The 20309-nt window shown below is 44.0% G+C and carries 20 protein-coding genes; 12 read left to right on the top strand and 8 right to left on the bottom strand.

Going from position 1 to position 20309, the window contains the following annotated elements:
- The first annotated feature begins 20 nt into the window (after window positions 1–20).
- Window positions 21–1286: a glycosyltransferase family 4 protein gene (locus AAFP14_RS01230; RefSeq protein ID WP_341730516.1), complete on the top strand. Its 1266-nt coding sequence runs from the start codon at window positions 21–23 to the stop codon at window positions 1284–1286.
- Here the strand turns inward: AAFP14_RS01230 and AAFP14_RS01235 are convergent.
- Window positions 1283–2041: an FkbM family methyltransferase gene (locus AAFP14_RS01235; protein ID WP_341730517.1), complete on the bottom strand. Its 759-nt coding sequence runs from the start codon at window positions 2039–2041 to the stop codon at window positions 1283–1285. The genes AAFP14_RS01230 and AAFP14_RS01235 overlap by 4 nt on opposite strands.
- Before the next feature lie 47 nt (window positions 2042–2088).
- Between AAFP14_RS01235 and AAFP14_RS01240 the strand changes: the two genes are divergently transcribed.
- From AAFP14_RS01240 to AAFP14_RS01260, 5 genes are all read left to right on the top strand, one after another.
- Window positions 2089–2970, top strand: a complete 882-nt coding sequence (locus AAFP14_RS01240; protein WP_341730518.1) for a glycosyltransferase family 2 protein — start codon at window positions 2089–2091, stop codon at window positions 2968–2970.
- Between the two features lie 266 nt (window positions 2971–3236).
- Window positions 3237–4391: a glycosyltransferase family 4 protein gene (locus AAFP14_RS01245; protein ID WP_341730519.1), complete on the top strand. Its 1155-nt coding sequence runs from the start codon at window positions 3237–3239 to the stop codon at window positions 4389–4391.
- Window positions 4392–4620: 229 nt separating this feature from the next.
- Window positions 4621–5850 (top strand): glycosyltransferase family 4 protein, encoded by a 1230-nt coding sequence (locus tag AAFP14_RS01250; RefSeq protein WP_341730520.1) that lies wholly within the window; start codon window positions 4621–4623, stop codon window positions 5848–5850.
- 56 nt (window positions 5851–5906) lie between these two features.
- Complete coding sequence (locus AAFP14_RS01255) at window positions 5907–6989, top strand: NAD-dependent epimerase/dehydratase family protein (protein ID WP_341730521.1); 1083 nt, start codon at window positions 5907–5909, stop codon at window positions 6987–6989.
- Window positions 6982–7788 carry a WecB/TagA/CpsF family glycosyltransferase gene (locus AAFP14_RS01260; RefSeq protein WP_341730522.1) on the top strand — a complete coding sequence of 269 codons (807 nt, stop codon included), beginning with the start codon at window positions 6982–6984 and terminating at the stop codon, window positions 7786–7788. Before AAFP14_RS01255 ends, AAFP14_RS01260 begins: the two co-directional genes overlap by 8 nt.
- A gap of 469 nt (window positions 7789–8257) precedes the next feature.
- Here AAFP14_RS01260 and AAFP14_RS01265 read toward each other — a convergent pair whose 3' ends face one another.
- The 4 genes from AAFP14_RS01265 to AAFP14_RS01280 all read right to left on the bottom strand — a co-directional run bounded on the left by AAFP14_RS01265 (window position 8258) and on the right by AAFP14_RS01280 (window position 13368).
- Entirely contained in the window at window positions 8258–9505 is a 1248-nt protein-coding gene (locus AAFP14_RS01265) for a glycosyltransferase (RefSeq protein WP_341730523.1), read from the bottom strand.
- A gap of 728 nt (window positions 9506–10233) precedes the next feature.
- Window positions 10234–11193, bottom strand: coding sequence for an Npun_F2552 family protein (locus AAFP14_RS01270; protein ID WP_341730524.1), 960 nt, complete (start codon window positions 11191–11193; stop codon window positions 10234–10236).
- Window positions 11194–11498: 305 nt separating this feature from the next.
- On the bottom strand, window positions 11499–11825 hold the full coding sequence (locus tag AAFP14_RS01275) for a hypothetical protein (protein WP_341730525.1): 327 nt from the start codon (window positions 11823–11825) through the stop codon (window positions 11499–11501).
- Window positions 11826–11946: 121 nt separating this feature from the next.
- Window positions 11947–13368 carry an aspartate ammonia-lyase gene (locus tag AAFP14_RS01280; protein WP_341730526.1) on the bottom strand — a complete coding sequence of 474 codons (1422 nt, stop codon included), beginning with the start codon at window positions 13366–13368 and terminating at the stop codon, window positions 11947–11949.
- A gap of 43 nt (window positions 13369–13411) precedes the next feature.
- Here AAFP14_RS01280 and AAFP14_RS01285 point away from each other — a divergent pair, with 43 nt between their 5' ends.
- The 4 genes from AAFP14_RS01285 to AAFP14_RS01300 all read left to right on the top strand — a co-directional run bounded on the left by AAFP14_RS01285 (window position 13412) and on the right by AAFP14_RS01300 (window position 14840).
- The gene (locus tag AAFP14_RS01285; protein WP_472851015.1) at window positions 13412–13822 is read left to right on the top strand and encodes a hypothetical protein; all 411 of its coding nucleotides are present in this window, start codon (window positions 13412–13414) and stop codon (window positions 13820–13822) included.
- Window positions 13823–13824: 2 nt separating this feature from the next.
- Window positions 13825–14187, top strand: a complete 363-nt coding sequence (locus AAFP14_RS01290) for a hypothetical protein (protein ID WP_341730528.1) — start codon at window positions 13825–13827, stop codon at window positions 14185–14187.
- 159 nt (window positions 14188–14346) lie between these two features.
- Complete coding sequence (locus AAFP14_RS01295) at window positions 14347–14469, top strand: hypothetical protein (RefSeq protein WP_341730529.1); 123 nt, start codon at window positions 14347–14349, stop codon at window positions 14467–14469.
- 20 nt (window positions 14470–14489) lie between these two features.
- Window positions 14490–14840 carry a WD40 repeat domain-containing protein gene (locus AAFP14_RS01300; protein ID WP_341730530.1) on the top strand — a complete coding sequence of 117 codons (351 nt, stop codon included), beginning with the start codon at window positions 14490–14492 and terminating at the stop codon, window positions 14838–14840.
- Here the strand turns inward: AAFP14_RS01300 and AAFP14_RS01305 are convergent.
- Entirely contained in the window at window positions 14777–15274 is a 498-nt protein-coding gene (locus AAFP14_RS01305) for a DUF29 domain-containing protein (protein ID WP_341730748.1), read from the bottom strand. The genes AAFP14_RS01300 and AAFP14_RS01305 overlap by 64 nt on opposite strands.
- Before the next feature lie 136 nt (window positions 15275–15410).
- On the opposite strand from AAFP14_RS01305, the gene AAFP14_RS01310 reads away from it, so the two are divergent.
- Window positions 15411–16574, top strand: a complete 1164-nt coding sequence (locus AAFP14_RS01310) for an iron-containing alcohol dehydrogenase family protein (RefSeq protein WP_341730531.1) — start codon at window positions 15411–15413, stop codon at window positions 16572–16574.
- A 183-nt stretch (window positions 16575–16757) separates the two neighbouring features.
- Window positions 16758–17939: an aspartate aminotransferase gene (locus AAFP14_RS01315; protein ID WP_341730532.1), complete on the top strand. Its 1182-nt coding sequence runs from the start codon at window positions 16758–16760 to the stop codon at window positions 17937–17939.
- A 58-nt stretch (window positions 17940–17997) separates the two neighbouring features.
- Here AAFP14_RS01315 and AAFP14_RS01320 read toward each other — a convergent pair whose 3' ends face one another.
- Both AAFP14_RS01320 and dapF read right to left on the bottom strand, forming a co-directional pair.
- On the bottom strand, window positions 17998–19143 hold the full coding sequence (locus AAFP14_RS01320) for a hypothetical protein (RefSeq protein ID WP_341730533.1): 1146 nt from the start codon (window positions 19141–19143) through the stop codon (window positions 17998–18000).
- Window positions 19144–19233: 90 nt separating this feature from the next.
- Complete coding sequence (gene dapF / locus AAFP14_RS01325) at window positions 19234–20217, bottom strand: diaminopimelate epimerase (RefSeq protein WP_341730534.1); 984 nt, start codon at window positions 20215–20217, stop codon at window positions 19234–19236.
- Window positions 20218–20309: the final 92 nt, after the last annotated feature.

The following is a 20309-nucleotide window of genomic DNA, read 5'->3' on the forward strand; positions in this document are numbered from 1 at the left end:
CTAGAGGAAAGGCAAGGTAGATGAAGGTTGTAGTTCTTAATAGTTCTGATACGGTCGGTGGTGCAGCCCGCGCAGCTTATAGATTGCACGAAAGTTTGCAGGGGATTGGGGTGTCTTCCCAAATGCTGGTGAAAAATAAGATAAGTGGGGATGCAAATGTCATTATGTCACAGGATGGGATAGCCAACAAGTTTGATAAGATTATTTCGACTATATCAAATGCTCCATTACGGCTTTACCCTCAGAGAAATCCAGCCATATTTTCTCCTCAATGGCTACCAGACTCCCTGGCTGCGAAGGTTGCCAAAATCCAACCAGATATTATTAATTTGCACTGGGTTTGTGCTGGCTATATGCAAGTAGAAACCATTCCCAAGTTTAATAAGCCCCTAGTCTGGACTCTCCACGATATGTGGCCTTTCACGGGTGGATGTCACTATAGCGAAGAGTGCGATCGTTATACTGAATCTTGCGGTAGCTGTCACCAACTCCACAGCAGCAAGGATGGGGATTTGTCGCGTTGGGTGTGGCAGAGGAAAGCGAAAGCTTGGAAAAATCTTAACTTAACTTTGGTTAGCCCTAGTGCTTGGCTGGCGAAATGTGCTACTTCTAGTTCTCTGTTTAAAGACAAGCGAATAGAGGTAATTCATTATGGCATTAATACTCAAAAGTACAAACCCATCAACAGGCAATGGGCCAGAGAAATCCTCAATTTACCTCAAGATAAACAAATTGTACTGTTTGGGAGTGCTGGTGGCACGGGCGATCGCTGGAAAGGATTTAACTTGCTAGTACCGGCTTTGCAAAGTCTGAGTAAATCGGGTTGGAACGATCGCATACAGTTGCTAGTTTTTGGCTCTTCGGGAGCAGCCAATCCGATTGAACTTGGTTTTAACACGCATTACTTAGGTAAATTCGCTGATGACGTTTCTCTGGCAATAGTTTATGCAGCAGCGGATGTGTTCGTGGCTCCTTCTGTTTACGATAATTTACCGAATACGGTGATGGAAGCGGCAGCCTGTGGCATCCCCAGTGTCGGATTCAAGATTGGGGGAATGCCAGATTTGATCGAGCATTGCTCCAATGGCTACCTAGCTAAACCTTATGAAACAGAAGATTTAGCTACAGGTATTGCATGGGTACTAGAAAATCCCGATCGACACCAAAAACTCTGCACCAGGGCGCGCCAGAAAGTCGAACAAGAATTCACCTCAGACATACAAGCTCGCCGCTACTTGTCGCTGTTTTCTGAACTCGCCAGCGCCGCCAACAGTGCAGCCAATTAAACTAACTGTTTTCGCTGCTGTGGTGTCGCAAAAAAATGAGACTTTCTAAATAGTCCGTTTTCTTTCACAAACACCATATCTACCTGAGCCAACGCTCCATCGAGAGGGCGGATGTAACCTCCAAAAATATCGTAGGTGACGAATCCGCGCTCTTTCATATAACTCACAACATCGTATAATTGCGGGCCTCCAACAAAGAATTGAAACAGGGATACTTCCAGTATGATTACTTCTGTATCCTCAAGCATCTGACCACAGCCATCCAAAACACTCAACTCGGCACCTTGGACATCAATTTTTAATAAATAAGGGGCTTTTAAGTTTTTTTCCCGGCACACATCATCGAGAACAACTAGAGGAATTTCTCTAGGTACACCGTCGGCCAGACTGCCTTCTGACTCGTTAAGAGTAGAAGATCCGTAGAGTTGAGGGTGAACATTAATCGTAATATTTCCCGCTTGAGCGCCCGCTCCGGCCATGATATACTGAGCATGGTATTTTTGACAGATTGCTTTTAAATTTTTCTCGTATTCGATCAAAGGCTCTACCAGTAAGAAGTTGGTTGTGGGAAATTTTTCGTACAATTCAAAAGTCCCGTAGGCCACGCCGACATCTATAACTGTTTCTGGTTTAAAACCCAACTCGATCAACTGATCGAGCATACCGTACATAGATGTTCTCATGCCTTTTCGTGGGACATCAAATCCCACAGGCTTAAGCATTTGGTACGCTATTTTTTTTAGGAATTGCCTCATAATTTTTTCCAGAGTACAATAATATTGAATGAAACTATTATAGATTGATGAAACCACACAGCACTATAGCGACAATCATAACTTGCCACAATCGCAAGCAAAAGACCTTAGCTAGTCTCGCGGCATTATTCAATCAGGTACTACCAGCAGATGTATTGCTGGTGGTCTACTTAGTGGACGATGCCAGCACTGATGGTACTCCCGAAGCGGTGCAGGAGACTTATCCCCAGGTGAAATTGCTGGGCGGAGATGGGAATTTGTTCTGGAATGGGGGAATGCGGCAGGGATTGGCGGAAGCGATGAAGCATGATTATGACTACTACCTCTGGCTCAACGATGACACTGTACTGGAACCGTCGGCTGTGAACACTATGCTGGCAACGTCCAGAAGCTTGGCGGAGCAAGGCCACAGGCGAGCGATTGCAGTGGGTTCTACTCGCGATGCGACAACTGGGGCGCTGACTTACGGGGGCTGGTTGCGGACTAGCTGGTGGCATCCTTTGCATTTTCGCCTGCTGGAACCGATCGCGGAAGCTCAGCAGTGCAGTACAATGAACGGCAACTGCGTTTTGATACCGCGAGAGGTAGTTGAAGTAGTGGGTAACTTAGACCCAGCTTTCATTCATAGCATGGGAGATATTGATTACGGTTTGCGATCGGTGCAACAAAATTGTACAGTTTGGGTAGTTCCCGGATACGTCGGAACCTGCTCGACTAATCCGTCTGAGGGTAACTGCTGGGAAGACCCGAACATGAGTTTGCTCGATCGGTGGAAACAGGTAATGCAACCCAAAGGTTTTAGTCCGAAAGAGTCGAAAGTGCTCGTAGAGCGGCACACAAATATATTGTGGCCGATATATTGGCTGCTACCTTATTTGAGGTTGATTCTCACCTCAGTCCGCCGAGGGCCTTTAGGCTATCGTGGCTAATCAGCTCTAGTGCATCTATACATATATATTAGCTTTGATGTTAAAGGGGGCGAAAGTCCCAGGGGTTCAGGGGAGAATGGGTTGAGGGGAGAATGGAGAAGCCCAGAAGGGAGAGGGGGATAAAATTTGACGATTTTTGAGACTGCTGGAGAAATAGACAATTTAAATTCTGTACAAGTGACTATTTTTGGAAGCACAGGCAATGGGGAAAATTGTTGAACATATGGCCACCTTTCTGGTAGTCCTACAACTAAAAGGTGAATCGCATGGATGAAATCCGCGTCGCTTGGCTAGTCCCGGAAGTCGAATTGGGAGCTTACTGGCAGCCAGTATTGAGAGAATTTACTAAAGTATTTAACAATACAGTTTTTTATACTGGTCGTGTTTGGTCTGGATTCGATCCGACGCTACCGGGAGCATCTTCGATTGTATTGGTAGGGGAGACTAAGTTTGTCGAAACGGAAAAGATTGAAACAGGGTACGATCGCGGTTTCATCGCCGTATCACCCAGTATCATCGGTCATTTGCTCAAATTTAGACCTCAGATAGTTTTCCCTCAAGCTTTTTCTTTGTGGACTGTCTTGGTGGTGATTCTCAAACCTGTTTGTCGGTGGCGAATTGCAATTATTTATGATGGTAGTTCCCCAAACACAGATTTTCGAGATTCGAGTTTTCGGACATCTGTCAGACGTATATTAGCGAAGTTTGCTGATGCTTTTGTTTCTAACAGCGAAGCGGGAAAAAGATATTTGATAGAAGCGCTGAATGTACCAGAAGCAGAAGTTTTTACGAGAACTTATTTAGTTCCCGATGCGGAAACGCTGCTGAAACCTTTGTCCACAACTAAGGTCAAAAAACTAGACCTCAAGCAGCCGATTTTTTTATATGTGGGGCGGATTACCGCCAGAAAAGGAATTAAGACGCTGTTAGAAGCTTGTGCTCTGCTCAAAAAACAAGGATATTCTGATTATACTTTACTGATTGTTGGCAAGGGAGACCAGCAGGAGGAATTGGAAAGTTTTATTAGAGAACAAGATTTTTACGAACAAGTAAAATGGGTGGGATGGGTAGATTATGGCAGTTTGGGCACTTACTTTGACCAAGCTGATGTTTTTGTATTTCCTACTTTTGAGGATGTCTGGGGAATGGTTGTACCAGAAGCCATGGTGTTTGGGAAACCCGTATTGTGTTCCAAGGGTGCGGCTTCTTGCGAATTGATTGTGTCAGGGGAAAACGGTTATGTTTTCGACCCTAGTCAGGCTCAGGACTTAGCAGAAAAGATGCAAGTTTTTCTAGATAATCCTGATTTGATTGAGTCGATGGGGGAGCGATCGCGACAGCTAATTGCTCAAAAAACTCCTGAAACTGCGGCTAAAGGTTATGTCGAAGTTATATCTTTTTTGATGGAAAGAAGTCCTTAGTTATTGGTTAGTTGTTATTGGTTATTGGTTAGTTGTTAGTGGTTATTGGTTAGTTATTAGTCAGCAGTCATTAGTGAGTGATAAAATCACTAATAACCAACAACTATCAACAAATAACCAATCAACCTTCGACTAAGCCAGCGACGGAACAAATAACCAACAACCAACAACCAACAACCAATAACCAATAACCAATAACCAATAACCAATAACCAATAACCAATAACTGATGAAACTTTTATTATCTGCTTTTGCTTGCGAACCAAATCTCGGCTCTGAAGAGGGAGTCGGATGGAATACAGTGATTCAAGCTGCTAAATATCACGAAACTTGGGTATTTACTCGCACTTTTTGTCGATCGTACATAGAAGCAGAATTAGAACGCAATCCAGTACCCAATTTGCATTTTATTTATTTTGACCCCTTTGGGTGGAGCGAAGATTGGAAGGGGAAACAAGGATTGTTGCAACTTCACTACTATTTGTGGCAAATCTGGGCTTATTTTAGGGCTCGGAAACTCGATCGCGCGATCGGTTTTGACATAATACAGCACGTAACTTATGTGAAGCATTGGTCTCCCAGCTTCCTAGCATTATTACCGCACCCTTTCATTTGGGGACCTGTGGGAGGTGCAGAAGCAGCACCAAAGCCTTTTTGGCAAGATTTTAGCCGCCGGGGCAAAATTTACGAAACTCTCCGGGAATTGGCTCAAAGATTGGGAGAACGCGATCCGTTTGTAGGGTTGACGGCGCGTCGCAGTGTTGTCGCGTTAGCAACTACCGAAGAAACGGCGGCAAGACTCCGATTTCTCAAAGCAAAAAATGTGAAAATTTTCTCGCAAGTCGGTTTGTCGCAGCCGGAAATTCAAGCACTAGCAAAATTGCCAACTCCCCCGGAACAACCCATTAGATTCATCAGTGTCGGTCGTCTCTTGCACTGGAAAGGAGTGCACTTGGGACTCCGTGCATTTGCGGAGGCGAAGCTGGAACAATCGGAATACTGGATTGTGGGAGATGGTCCAGAAAGGCAGCGTTTGGAAACTTTGGCAACAGAATTGGGAATCAAAAACCAGGTCCATTTTTGGGGTTCTCTACCTCGTGGTGAAACTCTTTCTAAAATGGGGGAATCTCACGTTCTCCTCCACCCTAGTTTGCACGATTCTGGCGGTTTTGTCTGCACGGAAATGATGGGGATAGGTCGTCCGGTGATTTGTTTGGATTTGGGTGGTCCTGCTACTCAGGTCACTGCTGAAACGGGCATTAAAGTTCCGGCTACAGACCCCGATCGCGCTGTGGAAGGTTTAGCAGAAGCTATAGTGTGTTTAGGCAAAGATCCTTTAGGGCGATCGCGTTTGGGTGAAGCAGGTAGAAAGCGCGTCAAAGAAGTATATGATTGGGATGTTAAAGGTGAATTTTTTGCCCAATTGTGCCAAGATCTACTCGATCGAAAATCTGGATAAGTTCTGATGTATTCGATCGCCAAAATATCAAATACTATTTGTGAGGAGGATAAAAATTGAGCGTTGCAATTATTACGGGTTCTGCGGGTTTAATTGGTTCTGAAGCCTGTAAATTCTTTGCTAAACAAGGCTTGGATATAGTCGGCATTGACAATAATATGCGCCAGTTCTTTTTTGGTGCAGATGGTTCTACAAATTGGAACCGCCAACAGCTAGAACAATCCTTGGGAACTAAGTATTACCACTTAGATATTGACATTCGCGACTATGAAGCAATTACCAATATCTTTCAGCGGTATGGCGATTCGATCGAATTAGTAATTCACACCGCAGCCCAGCCGAGCCACGATTGGGCAGCCCGTGCTCCTAAAATAGATTTTACCGTCAATGCCAACGGCACCATCAATCTTTTAGAAGCAACTCGCTTGTACTGTCCCAAAGCAGTTTTCATTTTTACTTCTACCAACAAAGTGTACGGCGATACCCCAAATAAATTGCCTTTAGTGGAATTAGAACACAGGTGGGAAATTGCACCGGGTCATACTTACGAAGGGGGCATTCGGGAAGATATGTCCATCGACCAATGTTTGCACAGTTTGTTTGGCGCATCCAAAGTAGCTGCGGACATTTTAGTTCAAGAATACGGCCGCTATTTTAATATGAACACCGCTTGTTTTCGGGGAGGCTGTCTGACTGGGCCCAATCATTCAGGCGCTCAATTACACGGCTTCCTCGCCTACTTAATGAAATGCGCCGTCACAGGAACTCCCTACACCGTTTTCGGATATAAGGGTAAGCAAGTCCGCGACAACATTCATAGCGCCGATTTAATTTCAGCATTTTATGAATTTTTCAAAGCTCCCAGAAGCGCACAGGTTTACAATACAGGAGGTGGTAGGTATAGCAATTGTTCCATGCTAGAAGCTATCCAAATGTGCGAGACAATAGCCGATCGCCAATTCAACTGGACCTATGCTGAAAGTAATCGCATCGGCGATCATATATGGTGGATTAGTGACAATGGCAAATTCGAGAGTCACTACCCAAATTGGAAAATGAAATATAACGTCAAACAAATTCTTCAGGAAATTTATGAATGTAACCACGACCGTTGGCTTAAAGAGGTGCCAAATGATTGATAAGGGTAAAAAGAATGTTCTGGGAATCTTAGTAAATGCGGTTAATTATGAAGCGGCAGTTAGCAAAATTATTGGCGCAGCCCGCGCCGGCAAACCAATGTCGGTTTCGGCTTTAGCGGTGCACGGCGTAATGACAGGAGTCCTTGACAGCACTCACCGCTATCGCCTCAATCACATTGACTTAGTATTACCGGATGGACAACCGGTCAGATGGGCATTAAATTTGCTCTATAATACAGAATTGCCCGATCGCGTTTGCGGGCCGAATGCGATGTTAGAAATCTGCGAAAGTGCCGCCGCAGAAGGGTTGTCTATCTATTTATACGGCTCTAAACCTTGTGTACTTGAGGCTTTATCTCAAAATCTTTGCCAGCGTTTTCCCAAGTTAATTATTGCGGGAATGCAGCCTTCTAAATTCAGACAGACTACTACGGAAGAAAAACATCGCATCGCTCAGGAAATTCGCGCTAGCGGTGCAGCAATTACTTTTGTAGGTTTGGGGTGTCCCAGACAAGAAGTTTGGGCCTACGAATATCGGGATGAATTATCAATGCCTCTGATTGCTGTAGGTGCTGCTTACGATTTTCATTCAGGAAATTTGGCTAAATCTCCTGATTTTTTAGGTAAGTTGGGTTTAGAATGGCTGTTTCGACTCGTCATGGAACCAGGCCGTCTTTGGCAGCGATATGTTTTGTTGAATCCGCTGTATATCTGGCTGTTTTTACTCCAAGCTTTGAAATTAAAACAGTTCGATCCTAAAGATGCTACGCCACCTATGAAAGAAGTATTGTACGGTTAAATGTTCAAAGGTGGTTGGAAATTGTGGGTTTTCAGAAGTAAATAGTAAAAAGTCGAGATAATAACTAATTTGTTTGACTTTTGACTGTAAACTTGTCAGGGTGCTTATTAAAGATAAATCAATAATCCATAGATAGCCCTGCTACATCACTGACTATGTAGCTGAGTTTGCCTATCCCATGATTAGCGATCGGGCGCAATGGTGATGTAATATCAATTCCGGTTGTATCGAAATGATTTAACCACGAAGGCGCTAAGGACGCGAAGGAAGAGAAGAGAGAGATTAATACAGGACGATGAAGAGAGGATTTGATGTAACCAAAATCAAATCCCAGGGAAATGCAAACAGCAGTCACCTCAAATACCCCCTTTAGATCTTAAGTCTGCCAAAGCCTACTTAATGGTAGTAATAGCGGTTTCAATCGCCACAGAATAAAGGGGGTAATCAGGGTAAATCGCAGAATTGAATATTACGCAAAAATCGGATTTGTCTCTTCAGACAATCGACTTTCCGTAGTTTCTTGAGCCTGCCTTGAGTGGGCAATCACCTGCTGCATATGTTCTACGCGAGCTTTAAAAGTCTTCTCAAAAGTATGCTTTTGAGCAAAATGAAGAGACTTGAACGACATAGACTTAATTGCTTCCCGCTGCTGGCTGAGTTGTGCAATTTTCTGGGCCATCACTTTAGGTTGATTCATTGGTACAACCCATCCGGTTCCCGACATTGCAGAAATCCCCTCGAATGCTTCGTTAGCATAGCCCACAATCGGCACTCCACAAGACATAGTTTCTATGTAAGTACAGGAAGGATCGCCCTGACGGTGACAGCAAACAAACAAATCAATATTCTTCTTTACAAAGGGGAAAAACTCTGTTTTAAAGTCTGGTACGCCAAGCATTTTCACCAGGTTCTGAAGTTGATTAGCTGCGATGGTCTTTTGCATCGTCTTTTCTAAATCGCCAGAACCGCTGATGAACATTTCAAAGTTAACTTTCATTTGCTTGAGTTCTTGAGCAACCAAAAGTAAATGATCGGCTCCTTTCATTTTAATCAGGCGACCTGAAAACAACAAACGTAGAGGCTGATCTTGTAAGCTTTTTGCAGTGCGTTGTTCAATTTCTGCCTCTGTGGCTAACATATCCTCGCTAATCCGGGTGTCAAAGAAAAACAGTGGATTGCGATTGATATGCTTGTAGGCTTCGTAGGTAGGAGTGCCGTTGCATTGCAAGCCATCTGCCATGACGATCGCCTTGCACTGCTTTTTTTCCTGATTGTATTCCCACAGCAGTTTCCGCAGGCGCATCATCGGATTACTTGTCGTCACACTCGCAATTTGGTTGCGAGTTTTCAAAGTGTATTCAGAAACATAAATACACGGCACTCCCGCTAACTTACAGACTTGAGCAATATGGTTCTGTCGGTATCCCGGCACTGCTAATACTACAGAGCTGTGGTGTTTTTTCAGTAAAGCTGGCGTAATCAGATCGAAAGAAATTACCTCTAAATTAAAAGGTAGTTCATTCATTTTGAATACTTTTTGATCGATGTTGCCGTTCTCGAATTGGGATTCTTCCATCATCACAGTAATGGAACCATCCCAATAATTATTTAATTCAACGATCGCTTCTATTAATTTACGGGTGAGTAAAACTTTACCATCTGGCAATAGTTTTGCTTGTAGAGGTTGTAGGATTGTCAGGTTGTTGTTAGTAGGCATATGCTAGATATTCCTTAGTTGTGATTTTTTATTGTCTATCTAGTAATCAATCCTTGGTGGAATTGACCAAAAACATCGATATTCATAAAAGACATCAAGCTAGTTTAAATTTCCATGCCCTGCCCTATACGACAAGGTTTTCAGAAACAGTTTCCGAGATTTGTAATACTGCCAGATGGATAAATGAACTGGATTAAATCTTTTATCTTTAATAACAGCCATATTTCCAATCAAATACGGGTCGATAACCCCTCGAAGGCTAGGCGGTTAAAAGTCCTAACATACCAGCTTTCGCTCTGATTCTATTGAGTAAGAAATAAATGGGTTATTCAAGCCGGATTTAGTTGATATGTGGGGATTATCATGCAAAATAAGTAGAAGTGTCAATATACTTTTTCTAGTTTTACTGAGTCTTTATAATTTAGCGGTCAATTATAAAGATTAGTGCAACTTCCCACTAGCTCCAGTTCAAATTAACGGCAATGAAAAGTATTTATACCTAAATATTATTCTTCCATTGCTGCGAGCTAGAAAAACAGCACGAGTGATTCACGAATTCTGAATACAGCGATCTAAATACTTTCAACCATAGGATTTAGAACAAGCTTATTATAGCTTAACATAAAGTCTATTTGAGATGGTAACATCCGCGTCATATTTCTTCATAATTAACAAGGGGAAGCACAAGGCGTAACAACAGAAAATTTGAGCGATTCCTTTTCCGAGAGCTAATCGGAAGCCCGGATGCTGAACCTTTCTTTGATAAACCTGATATAAAGGTGTTTGAAGGCGGACTTGACCACACGAGGCATACCAAAGTCGATCGGCATCATATTTTCCGGCAACTTCCAATCCCACACCTTCAGACTCTCCGGCTGCAACAGCGGAAAATCAATAGCCTCTAAATTCGAGCAAAGCCCCAACTTCATCGCCGCCACCACAGTCGGAACACTAGCGGGATTAGCATTAATAATTTCAACTATGGTTCTATCCAAAGCAAACACATCACTTGATGCGCCCAAAATTCCCAAAAACTTAGGTTCCCCGCCACTGGGCCCGTTACCTTCGTGACCAATAATCCCATCGAGTATAGTCAAATTTGGGTTGATCGTGCGTGCAGTTTCGACCAGCATTTCACCAAATCTGGCACTATCTTTGCCCGCTTCCATGTGCCACCAAGCCTTCATTTTGCCGGGAACGCAGCCGAACAAATTTTTCACACCCATGGTGACGGTTAATTGAACGTGCGATTTCAATTTGGGCAAATTAATTACCACATCTGCTTCCATGGCTTCCTTGCACAGCCGGAGATGATTGAAGTCATCGTTGACTGTTTCGTAACGTTTTCCCTGAAATTCTACTACTGGTAAATTCAGTTCTTCTAGCAGTGGCAAATAGCCGTTGGCTTTGGCGACACCCATCGCACTCCCAAAGGCGGGGCTGTCACCTAAAAACGGTTTTCCACCCGCTTCTATTACCATTTTTGCCACACAATAAACCAATTCGGGACGGGTGACGCATTCTTTGGTGGGGCGAGAACCTGTGAGGAGATTGGGTTTGAGCAAAACTCGATCGCCACTTTTGACAAAAGCTGACATTCCCCCCAAGGGTGCTATCAAGCTTTCTAAGGATTTTTGCAAGATTTGGCGATCGTAGGAATGCGCTCTCATTAAACTAACTGTAGGCATAATGTTATTTGTTATTTGTTGTTGGTTATTTGTTGTTGGTTATTTGTTATTGGTTATTTTAGTTATTATTTGTTATTGGTTATTTGTTGAATGTGATTTTTTGGGGGTTATTTGTTATTATTTTGAATTGCTTCCTATTGTTTGTGTCTGCCAATAATCAAGTAACCACAAGCAACCAATCACCAATCAAAAATAACAACTAACCAATAACCCTTCGACTTCGCGGTTCAGTCAGCGTAGCCGAAGGGCAGGGCGCAGCAACTAACCAATAACCAATAACAAATAACAAGTAACAAATAACTCAATTATGTATCCATCGCCAATCGACCCGCAGCCCCACGCTGCATTGTAGTAACTCGCTGGGAGTTAGGGAATATTCCTTGACCTTGAAGTTCTGGAATCGCCGGTTTTATTTCCATTTTAACCACTCTGGATGTACAGATAAAAATGGTTTGATCGTTTAAATGAAAAGTCAACCAAGGTTGGTTTAATAAATTCACTACTTCCTCTTGAAAATCCCGTGCAGGCATAGGAATTGTAAACGTTTCTGCCTGACCTTCCACATAATGAAAGGTAACTTGGGTTGTATTCTCTCTATCAGGGACTAACTTACTAAAAGAACCTGCGCGCATAATAAATGTTGCTCCGAAACTTGACACTATCAAAGAATAACGTAAGGTGGAATTTCTGCTGTTAGATCCCCGACTTATTAAAAAAGTTGGGGATCTGAGGATTCGGTGTTTTAAGTTGAACTTACTTAGCAGAATATGTGGGCATCGCACTCATTTTCTCTAAGTCTAGAACTTTTGCCAAGTCTTCTGCACTCATTAAACCGCGTTCTAGCACAATTTGCCGCAAAGATTTGCCAGTTTCTAGGGATTCTTTGGCAACAGCCGCCGCGTTGAGATAACCGATGTGGGTATTGAGGGCGGTAACGAGGGCGAGACTACCTTCAGCATAAGCGAGACATCGATCGCCCTTAGCTTCAATTTTTGCCAGACATTTGGTACTCAGAGCACTAATCGTATTGCCCAAAATTTCGATGCTATGAATCAGATTGTAGGCGATCAGGGGCATCATCACGTTCAACTCTAATTGTCCCGCTTGGGCACAAAGGGCGATCGCACTATCATAACCCATGACTTGAAAACAAACCATCGAAGTCATTTCCGCCATCACAGGATTGTATTTTCCCGGCATAATTGACGAACCAGGCTGCACCGGAGGCAGTTGAATTTCTTTCAAACCCGTTTTCGGTCCTGAGTCCATCAAACGCAAGTCATGGGACATTTTAACGCAATCTTGAGCCAGATTTCGCAGCGAACCAGACACATTTACAAACGGCGACATACTCTGCATAGCCGCCATTAAATGTGTCGCTGGTTTCAGAGGTTTATCAATTAGTGTCGAGAGAATTTCAGCAACTTTTTGACAATATTCAGGATGAGTATTTAAGCCAGTACCCACTGCACTGCCACCCAATCCCAAGGATGTCAAATCCGCCGATGCAGTTTGAATTCTCAAGGTATGTTCTCTGAGAATTTGAGCCCAAGCGCGGAAGGTTTCACCGAGTCGCACAGGCACTGCATCTTGCATATGAGTGCGGCCTGATTTTACAATATCTTGGAATTCTGTGGCTTTGCTTTCTAGAGTGGCTACGGCCTTGGACAAAGCGGGCAACAAAGTTTTTTCCAGCGCCAACAATCCGCCAATCCGAATCGCCGTCGGAATCACATCATTAGTCGATTGTCCATAGTTTACATGATCGTTAGGACTAACACGCTTGTAGTTGCCTTTTTCATCACCCATAATTTCCAAAGCGCGATTAGAAAGAACTTCATTAACATTCATGTGGTGAGAAGTTCCTGCCCCAGCTTGATAGACATCAACTACAAATTGATCGCGCAATTTACCAGCTAGGATTTCGTCTGCTGCTTGGACAATAGCTTGACTGATATCTTGCGGAATGCAGCCTAGTTCACCATTGGCGATCGCCGTAGCTTTCTTAATTAAAACACAAGCATCAACATAAGTCGATAAAGGCTTAATCCCGCTAATCGGAAAATTTTCGATAGCGCGGAGAGTTTGGATGCCATAATAGACATTTGATGGGATTTGTTTGTCTCCCATCGAGTCGCTTTCGGTGCGGTAGGTTGCAGTTGGCTGTTCAGTCATATTAGGAAGTTGGTGATAATATCAAATTATCGCACATTTTGGGGTGATTTCATTGACAAATGAAGTTGAGAGAGATGAGTTAATAGCCCAACTGCGGGCCGCTGGAGTTAAGCATAACCCGGATTCCATTCTGCGGATTGCTAGATTGTCCGATGGTAAAATTGTTTTTTTAGAGATTGGTAATGATCGCTCTGGATGGCAACATATTCTGGCAAAGCATACTAAAGACTTTGCCAATCGAGGCATTTCTGAAAATCAGATTATTGATGCAGTTATCGCTGCTGTTACTAGGGGCAGATTTTTAGGAACTCAAGGAACCACTAGGGCTATCTATGAGGTACAATTTAATGACGAGACTCAATACATTTCTGTAGATATAGCTAGTAATGGCTATATTGTCGGGGCCAACCCTAGCAAAACAAGATTAATCGGTCGTTTAACTCAGGAAAAATAGTCATGTACACAAGAATAAAGCTGATGACTGATTATAACTATTATCCTCTCTGGGATATGGATGACGTTGGCGATATCGATCCAACAGAGTTACCGCTGAGTGAAGCAACAATTGAACGTTTACTCAATTGGCAAAAGATTTATGATGGCATTATTGACTGGGATGATCCGGCTTCGGCTGGTTTTGCGAGTGCACAGGAAGAGATAGCTTTTGAAAGAGAAGGGGTTAGTTTATGGAAACAACTTCAAAAGGAATTGGGGGATGAGTACGAAATTGTTTATTTTAGTCAATTCCAGCAGCGGGTTGTAAGTCATCTCGATGAATTGAAGGAAATTGTCATTTTACAAAAAGCGGAAATTGCTTGAGTAGGTTGGCCGAAGCGTAGCGTAACCCAACAAATTCAAGGATAATGTTTGGTTACATTCCTCCCCAACCTACAAGCTGCTACACTATTAACAACCACATCCTCACCCACATCTATGCTCGCAAAAGCAATCCTCGCTATCGCGCCCTACATATTCGAAGTGCTCTCACCCATCGCTAGAAACATCGGCTACAAACTAGGAGAAGCCTTCGGCAATAACTCTCAAAAGTACCGAGATATCCTGATTCCCTCTCCCAATAATTCATCGGATTCGACTGTGTAAAAACTCTTAATGACGTAGGTATGTCATCTGTTGCTTGCGTAGTTATTAGTCCAGATGGCAAGACTTTTGCTAGTAACAGCAGTGGAAATTGCAGTAAACTTTGGAATCTCGATACAGGAGAGCTGATTCGTACTTTCTCAGGGCATTCAGTTGCGGTTTATTGCGTTGCTATTAACCCTAATGGAAAAATTTTAGCTAGTGGAAGTTATGACAGAACAATTAAGCTGTGGAATCTAGAAACTGGACAAATGAAACAGCACTGCAAGTTTTCGGTACTCGATCGCGAAGACTGGGAGGATGACAGAATTCAAAAAGTCTCAAAACTATATTCATCCTCAAAAACTTCAGACCAAGCAAGTGAGGTTAATTGACATTTTTTACCCATTTCATCCTCAGCATCTTTCACCGCAACTTGAAAACATTTATCCCAGATAGACTCAATAAAATCACGATTTAAACTCGGCATTTCTTCTTGACTTTCTTCAATCTCTCGCCGCGCCGAACGAATACTAATAGCCCAGCTAGCAGTTCGTTTTTCAGGTTGACATTTCCATTTAATAATGTGAAGCATTAAACGGATTAATTGGCTTTTTAATGCACGTTTTTCACTTCTTCCCATTGCTTCAATTAAAGATTCTAAACCTGCCGTGGCTTCCATAGATTTTCCTTCTTTGAGAAGTGTCTGGACTGTGACAGCCGTTTGATAATGAGAACACACTGCTAACCAGTCCCAATCTTGTTTAGTCAGCATTGCCTTATCCTTTAAATTGCCTATATTTGTAAATTTATCATACCGATCGCCCATCAAATCCCTTTCCCATCTTCCAACCCCGCACAATACTTAACAAAAACTTGAGAAAACCGATCCTGTTGCCAAAGCCTTGTTAGAGTTATCCTATAAGTCTAGTAATTCCACAACTCGTCACTACGCTCCCAGCTCAATGACTCAAACCTCTACCTCAACCAAAACCGACACATCACTATTATCCTTGACAATTGCCCCCGCTTGTGTATTGCGGGGTCAAAATGCCCTAGCCCGATCGCGTGAGGCGATCGCCCGTCTCGGAAAACGCCCCCTCATCGTCGGCGGTAGCAACTCCCTAGCCACCGCCAAACCTTTCCTGCAACCAATCCTCCAAGGCGCTGGGGCGCGCACAGGGGCAACGCCCCTACAGTTCGCTGAAATAGCCTACGGTACAGATTGCAGCGAAATGAGTTTGGCAAACCTGCGTGAAGCAGCCGCCACCCATGAAGCTGATTTCATCATCGGCGTTGGTGGAGGCAAGGCCTTAGATGCAGCCAAACTCCTAGCCTATCAGTGCCAAATCCCGATCGCCACAATTCCCACCTCCGCAGCCACCTGCGCCGCTTGGACAGCCCTTTCTAACATCTATTCAGAACAAGGTGCCTTCCAATACGATGTTACATTAGCCAGATGTCCAGATTTACTGATACTAGACTACGACTTGATTCAAACCGCCCCCCAGCGGACATTAGTAGCAGGAATTGGAGATGCGATCGCCAAATGGTACGAAGCCTCAGTCAGCAGCGGACACTCCGAACAAACCATGATCGTTTCGGCAGTTCAACAAGCTAGAATCTTGCGAGATATCCTATTTCAAAAATCGGCGATCGCCCTCCAAGAACCCGGTAGCCAAACCTGGCAAGAAGTGACAGATGCCGTTGTATTATTAGCAGGAGTAATTGGCGGCATAGGGGGTGCTCAATGTCGCACCGTCGCCGCCCACGCCGTCCACAACGGCCTAACTCATCTATTAGCAAGTCACGGAACATTGCACGGCGAAAAAGTTGCCTACGGCATTTTAGTCCAACTGCGACTAGAAGAAATGCTGCAAAACAATCAACTGGCAGCCACAGCCAGACAGCAACTGTTAAAATTCTACGGCGAGATTGGATTACCCCAAACTTTAGACAGTCTAGGACTTGGAGACATTAGCCTAACAGAATTGCAGCGCTCCGCCGAAATAGCTTGCAATCCCAACTCCGACATCCACAGACTACCATTCAAAGTAGTTCCCGAACAATTAATGGCAGCGATGGTTTCTACCACCGCACCTGTGGGAGAATTAAAAGTCAAGAATTAACAGTTTTCAAAAGTCAAGACTTTACTCCTCCATTAAGTAAACCTTTGAGGACTAAAGTCCTGACTACCAACCCAGAAACATGACAAGGGTTAGTAGTCAGGACTTGATTCCTCGATCGACTAAACTTTTAAATAGTAAAGTTTTGACTACCAACAACTAACACTAACAACTGATAACAAACTAATGACCTTGGATTGGATTAGCCCTGCTGACAGGTTGCAAACACTGCCACCCTATGTATTTGCCCGTCTCGACGAACTCAAAGCCCGCGCCCGCGAACAAGGACTAGACTTAATAGACTTGGGAATGGGAAACCCAGACGGCGCGACTCCCCAACCAGTAGTAGATGCCGCCGTCGCAGCCATCCAAAATCCAGCAAATCATGGCTATCCACCCTTTGAAGGAACAACGAGTTTTCGCCGTACCATTACCAAATGGTACAGCCGCCGCTACAACGTTGAACTAGATCCAGAAAGCGAAGCATTACCTTTATTGGGTTCCAAAGAAGGTTTAGCGCACTTTGCGATGACTTACATCAATCCAGGGGATGTAATATTAGTACCAAGTCCTGCTTATCCCGTATTATTTCGCGGCCCGATTATCGCCGGCGCAAAAGTTCACAACATCATCCTCAAACCAGAAAACAACTGGGTAATTGACTTAGCCGACATTCCCGATAGCGTAGCGCAACAAGCCAAAATACTCTATTTCAATTATCCCAGTAATCCGACTGGAGCAACTGCACCCCGCGAATTTTTCAAAGACGTTGTGGCCTTCGCGCACAAACATCAAATATTGTTAGTTCATGACTTATGTTATGCCGAATTAGCCTTTGACGGCTATCAACCGACAAGTTTATTAGAAATTCCCGGCGGTAAAGAAATTGGTGTCGAATTTCACACGATGTCAAAAACCTACAATATGGCTGGTTGGCGAGTCGGTTTTGTAGTAGGAAATAGCAAAATTATCCAAGGTTTACGGACCTTAAAAACTAACCTAGATTACGGTATATTTTCCGCCTTGCAAACCGCCGCAGAAACCGCACTGCAATTGCCGGATAGTTACTTGCAAGAAGTGCAGAATCGTTATAGCATTCGCCGGGATTTTATGGTGGCAGGATTGGCAGAATTGGGTTGGAATATTCCTAAACCTTTGGCTGCAATGTATCTTTGGGTTCCTTGTACTCGCGGCATGAGTTCGACTGATTTTGCGCTGAATGTTTTGCAGCAAACTGGTGTTGTAGTGACTCCTGGTAATGCTTTTGGACCTGGTGGGGAAGGATATGTCAGAGTTAGTTTGATTGCCGATTGCGATCGCCTGGGAGAAGCCCTGCGTCGCATGAAAGAAGCAAACATTCGATATTAGTTATTGGTTATTTGGAATTGGGCGGAGATTCGCTTCGCCCTATCCCAATTCCCAATAACTACGCTCTTTTAATTTCTGCAACCACCCAATCAAAAATTTCGATAACTTGGTTGAGGTCTGATTCATCTTGTAAAGTAAACAAAGCCAGACTAGGCGATCGCACCTCACCAGGTTCTGTAGGTAGCGACAGCCCAATCGAACTAAACTTATTCCTCAGTTCCAGCCACTTTTCCTCCCGATTAAACGGCCGCTGCGAACCGTAATTGTGAGCCGAAATCTCCATTTTTCCAGCAATATTAACCGTAAACAACTGATAGGGTTTTTTGGCTTTTAGATGTAAGTGAGCCGCAAAGCCTCCATAGGTGTCCCCCGTACCCCACTGAATATCCATTTCCGGTGCTTGATTTTTCACCCAAACATAAATTTCTTTTGCCATTTGCGCCTCTTCTGCGCCCCGTCTCGCTTTCAGTTCTGCAAAAAATGACGATTCATCCCAGCGTCTTCTTTCCCGCGTTGCACTCGATTTTTTCTGCTGTGCTTCTGCTGTCTGACCGATAATTCTCGGAACCAAAGTTCTGAGACCATCTTCACTTACATATTGCTTAATTTCCAGGGCAAAAACTTCAACCGGGTCCATTTGTTCGTTGAGAAATTCCACCACCCGGCGCATTTCAGCAGAAATCTCCTCAGCTACAAAAACCAAACGGATTTTACCAGCTTGTAAATTAGTTTTCACCTTCTGCCAAAACCGATCTTCATTGGCATCTGCACCGAGAAATTCCTCAAAAATCTGTTCTGGATCGCGACCCCGATCGCGACAATTAGCTTCAAAAAAAGCAATGATTGAATCTATGGGCCAGTAAACTACGGCATTAGCAGCATAGTCGATCGACTGACCTAAAACTTGTTGTCGGAGAGCAGCATTAGGAGTGCGCCTAACATCCACCAAAGTAGGCACTGCATTTTGGTCGATAAACAAATGATCCAGAGACCACTGCACGGCTGTTTCCTCATCGCTGGGTACTGAAACTTCGCGCGAAATCAACAACCATTTCCGCGCTGTAGCCCGATCTATTTGGTCTCCAGCAATCAGATTAGGATAAGTTACAAGCAAGTCTTGTAACTGATCTTCTGAATCATAGGGCTGTTCCATCATTTCCAGCAGCCTGTCGTCATCCTGAATCAGATAAATACCTCCAGCCATGCACGCTCACCTAATTAATTTTACAATTGAGATTTTTGAACAAACAGTTAACAGTTAACTATCCACGGTTAACCGTCAACTGTTAACAGACTATTGACTAATCAAGCCCGTAAATACTCGCTGTGCCGGCCCAGTCATATAAATCCGTCCTGAGACTTCTGACCATTCGATTTGCAACACGCCACCTGGGAGTTCAACAGAAGTGGTTCGATCGCACTTACCAGTCAATACCCCAGCCACCACAGCAGCACAAGCACCAGTTCCACAAGCTAGAGTAACACCTGCGCCTCTTTCCCACACCCGCATTTTTACATAGTCGGAATGTATCACTTGAATAAATTCCGTATTTGTACGTTGTGGGAATGCTGAGTGGTGTTCAAATTCAGGGCCCACAGTTTCCAAACTAACAGCCGAAACATCCTCCACAAAAGTAATGCAATGAGGATTACCCATGCTGACACAAGTAACAGACCAAGATCGATCGGCCACCGCGATCGGCACATCTATCACTTTGGCATCTGGTGCCGCCAAAGTTGTCGGAATTTCCGACGCCAGCAAGCGAGGAACTCCCATATCCACCTTAACCTGACCGTCCGATCGCAATTCCGGGCTAATCACACCCGCCAGAGTGTGGATGCGGTACTGCGTCTTAGATTCACTCCCCCCCTGACTAAGACCAGATTGAGATTCACTCCCCCCCTGACTAAGACCAGATTGAGATTCACTCCCCCCCTTAGTAAGGGGGGGTTGAGATTCACTCCCCCCCTTAGTAAGGGGGGGTTGGGGGGGGTAAATTTCCACTCCTTCCAAATCGGCGATAAACTTAGCCAAACAGCGAATCCCATTACCACACATTTCAGGTTCCGAACCATCGGAGTTAAAAATCCGCATCGTATAGTCAGTGCCATTTTGCCCAGGAAGAGCAAAGATCACACCATCTGCACCGATCCCGAAATGTCGATCGCACAATACCACAGCTTGTTCTGGTGTCACCACAGGTTCTGAGGACTGGCGGTTGTCAATCAGAATAAAATCATTGCCCAGTCCATGATACTTCGCAAACTCGATCGGCATAAAACCCCTTTTGGTTAAAACTGATTACTTGATAGACTTCTAAAGTCATTAGTCATTCGTCCTTTGACTAATAACTAATGACTAATGACTAA

Origin of the sequence: Microcoleus sp. EPA2 (assembly GCA_020882975.1) — a bacterium.
Lineage (GTDB): Bacteria > Cyanobacteriota > Cyanobacteriia > Cyanobacteriales > Microcoleaceae > Microcoleus.

Excerpts from the sequence above, each read along its gene's own strand:
- AAFP14_RS01230 (WP_341730516.1), top strand. The coding sequence starts at position 21 with ATGAAGGTTGTAGTTCTTAATAGTTCTGATACGGTCGGTGGTGCAGCC.
- AAFP14_RS01235 (WP_341730517.1), bottom strand. The coding sequence starts at position 2,041 with ATGAGGCAATTCCTAAAAAAAATAGCGTACCAAATGCTTAAGCCTGTG.
- AAFP14_RS01240 (WP_341730518.1), top strand. The coding sequence starts at position 2,089 with ATGAAACCACACAGCACTATAGCGACAATCATAACTTGCCACAATCGC.
- AAFP14_RS01245 (WP_341730519.1), top strand. The coding sequence starts at position 3,237 with ATGGATGAAATCCGCGTCGCTTGGCTAGTCCCGGAAGTCGAATTGGGA.
- AAFP14_RS01250 (WP_341730520.1), top strand. The coding sequence starts at position 4,621 with ATGAAACTTTTATTATCTGCTTTTGCTTGCGAACCAAATCTCGGCTCT.
- AAFP14_RS01260 (WP_341730522.1), top strand. The coding sequence starts at position 6,982 with ATGATTGATAAGGGTAAAAAGAATGTTCTGGGAATCTTAGTAAATGCG.
- AAFP14_RS01265 (WP_341730523.1), bottom strand. The coding sequence starts at position 9,505 with ATGCCTACTAACAACAACCTGACAATCCTACAACCTCTACAAGCAAAA.
- AAFP14_RS01270 (WP_341730524.1), bottom strand. The coding sequence starts at position 11,193 with ATGCCTACAGTTAGTTTAATGAGAGCGCATTCCTACGATCGCCAAATC.
- AAFP14_RS01275 (WP_341730525.1), bottom strand. The coding sequence starts at position 11,825 with ATGCGCGCAGGTTCTTTTAGTAAGTTAGTCCCTGATAGAGAGAATACA.
- AAFP14_RS01280 (WP_341730526.1), bottom strand. The coding sequence starts at position 13,368 with ATGACTGAACAGCCAACTGCAACCTACCGCACCGAAAGCGACTCGATG.
- AAFP14_RS01290 (WP_341730528.1), top strand. The coding sequence starts at position 13,825 with ATGTACACAAGAATAAAGCTGATGACTGATTATAACTATTATCCTCTC.
- AAFP14_RS01300 (WP_341730530.1), top strand. The coding sequence starts at position 14,490 with ATGTCATCTGTTGCTTGCGTAGTTATTAGTCCAGATGGCAAGACTTTT.
- AAFP14_RS01305 (WP_341730748.1), bottom strand. The coding sequence starts at position 15,274 with ATGGGCGATCGGTATGATAAATTTACAAATATAGGCAATTTAAAGGAT.
- AAFP14_RS01310 (WP_341730531.1), top strand. The coding sequence starts at position 15,411 with ATGACTCAAACCTCTACCTCAACCAAAACCGACACATCACTATTATCC.
- AAFP14_RS01315 (WP_341730532.1), top strand. The coding sequence starts at position 16,758 with ATGACCTTGGATTGGATTAGCCCTGCTGACAGGTTGCAAACACTGCCA.
- AAFP14_RS01320 (WP_341730533.1), bottom strand. The coding sequence starts at position 19,143 with ATGGCTGGAGGTATTTATCTGATTCAGGATGACGACAGGCTGCTGGAA.
- dapF (WP_341730534.1), bottom strand. The coding sequence starts at position 20,217 with ATGCCGATCGAGTTTGCGAAGTATCATGGACTGGGCAATGATTTTATT.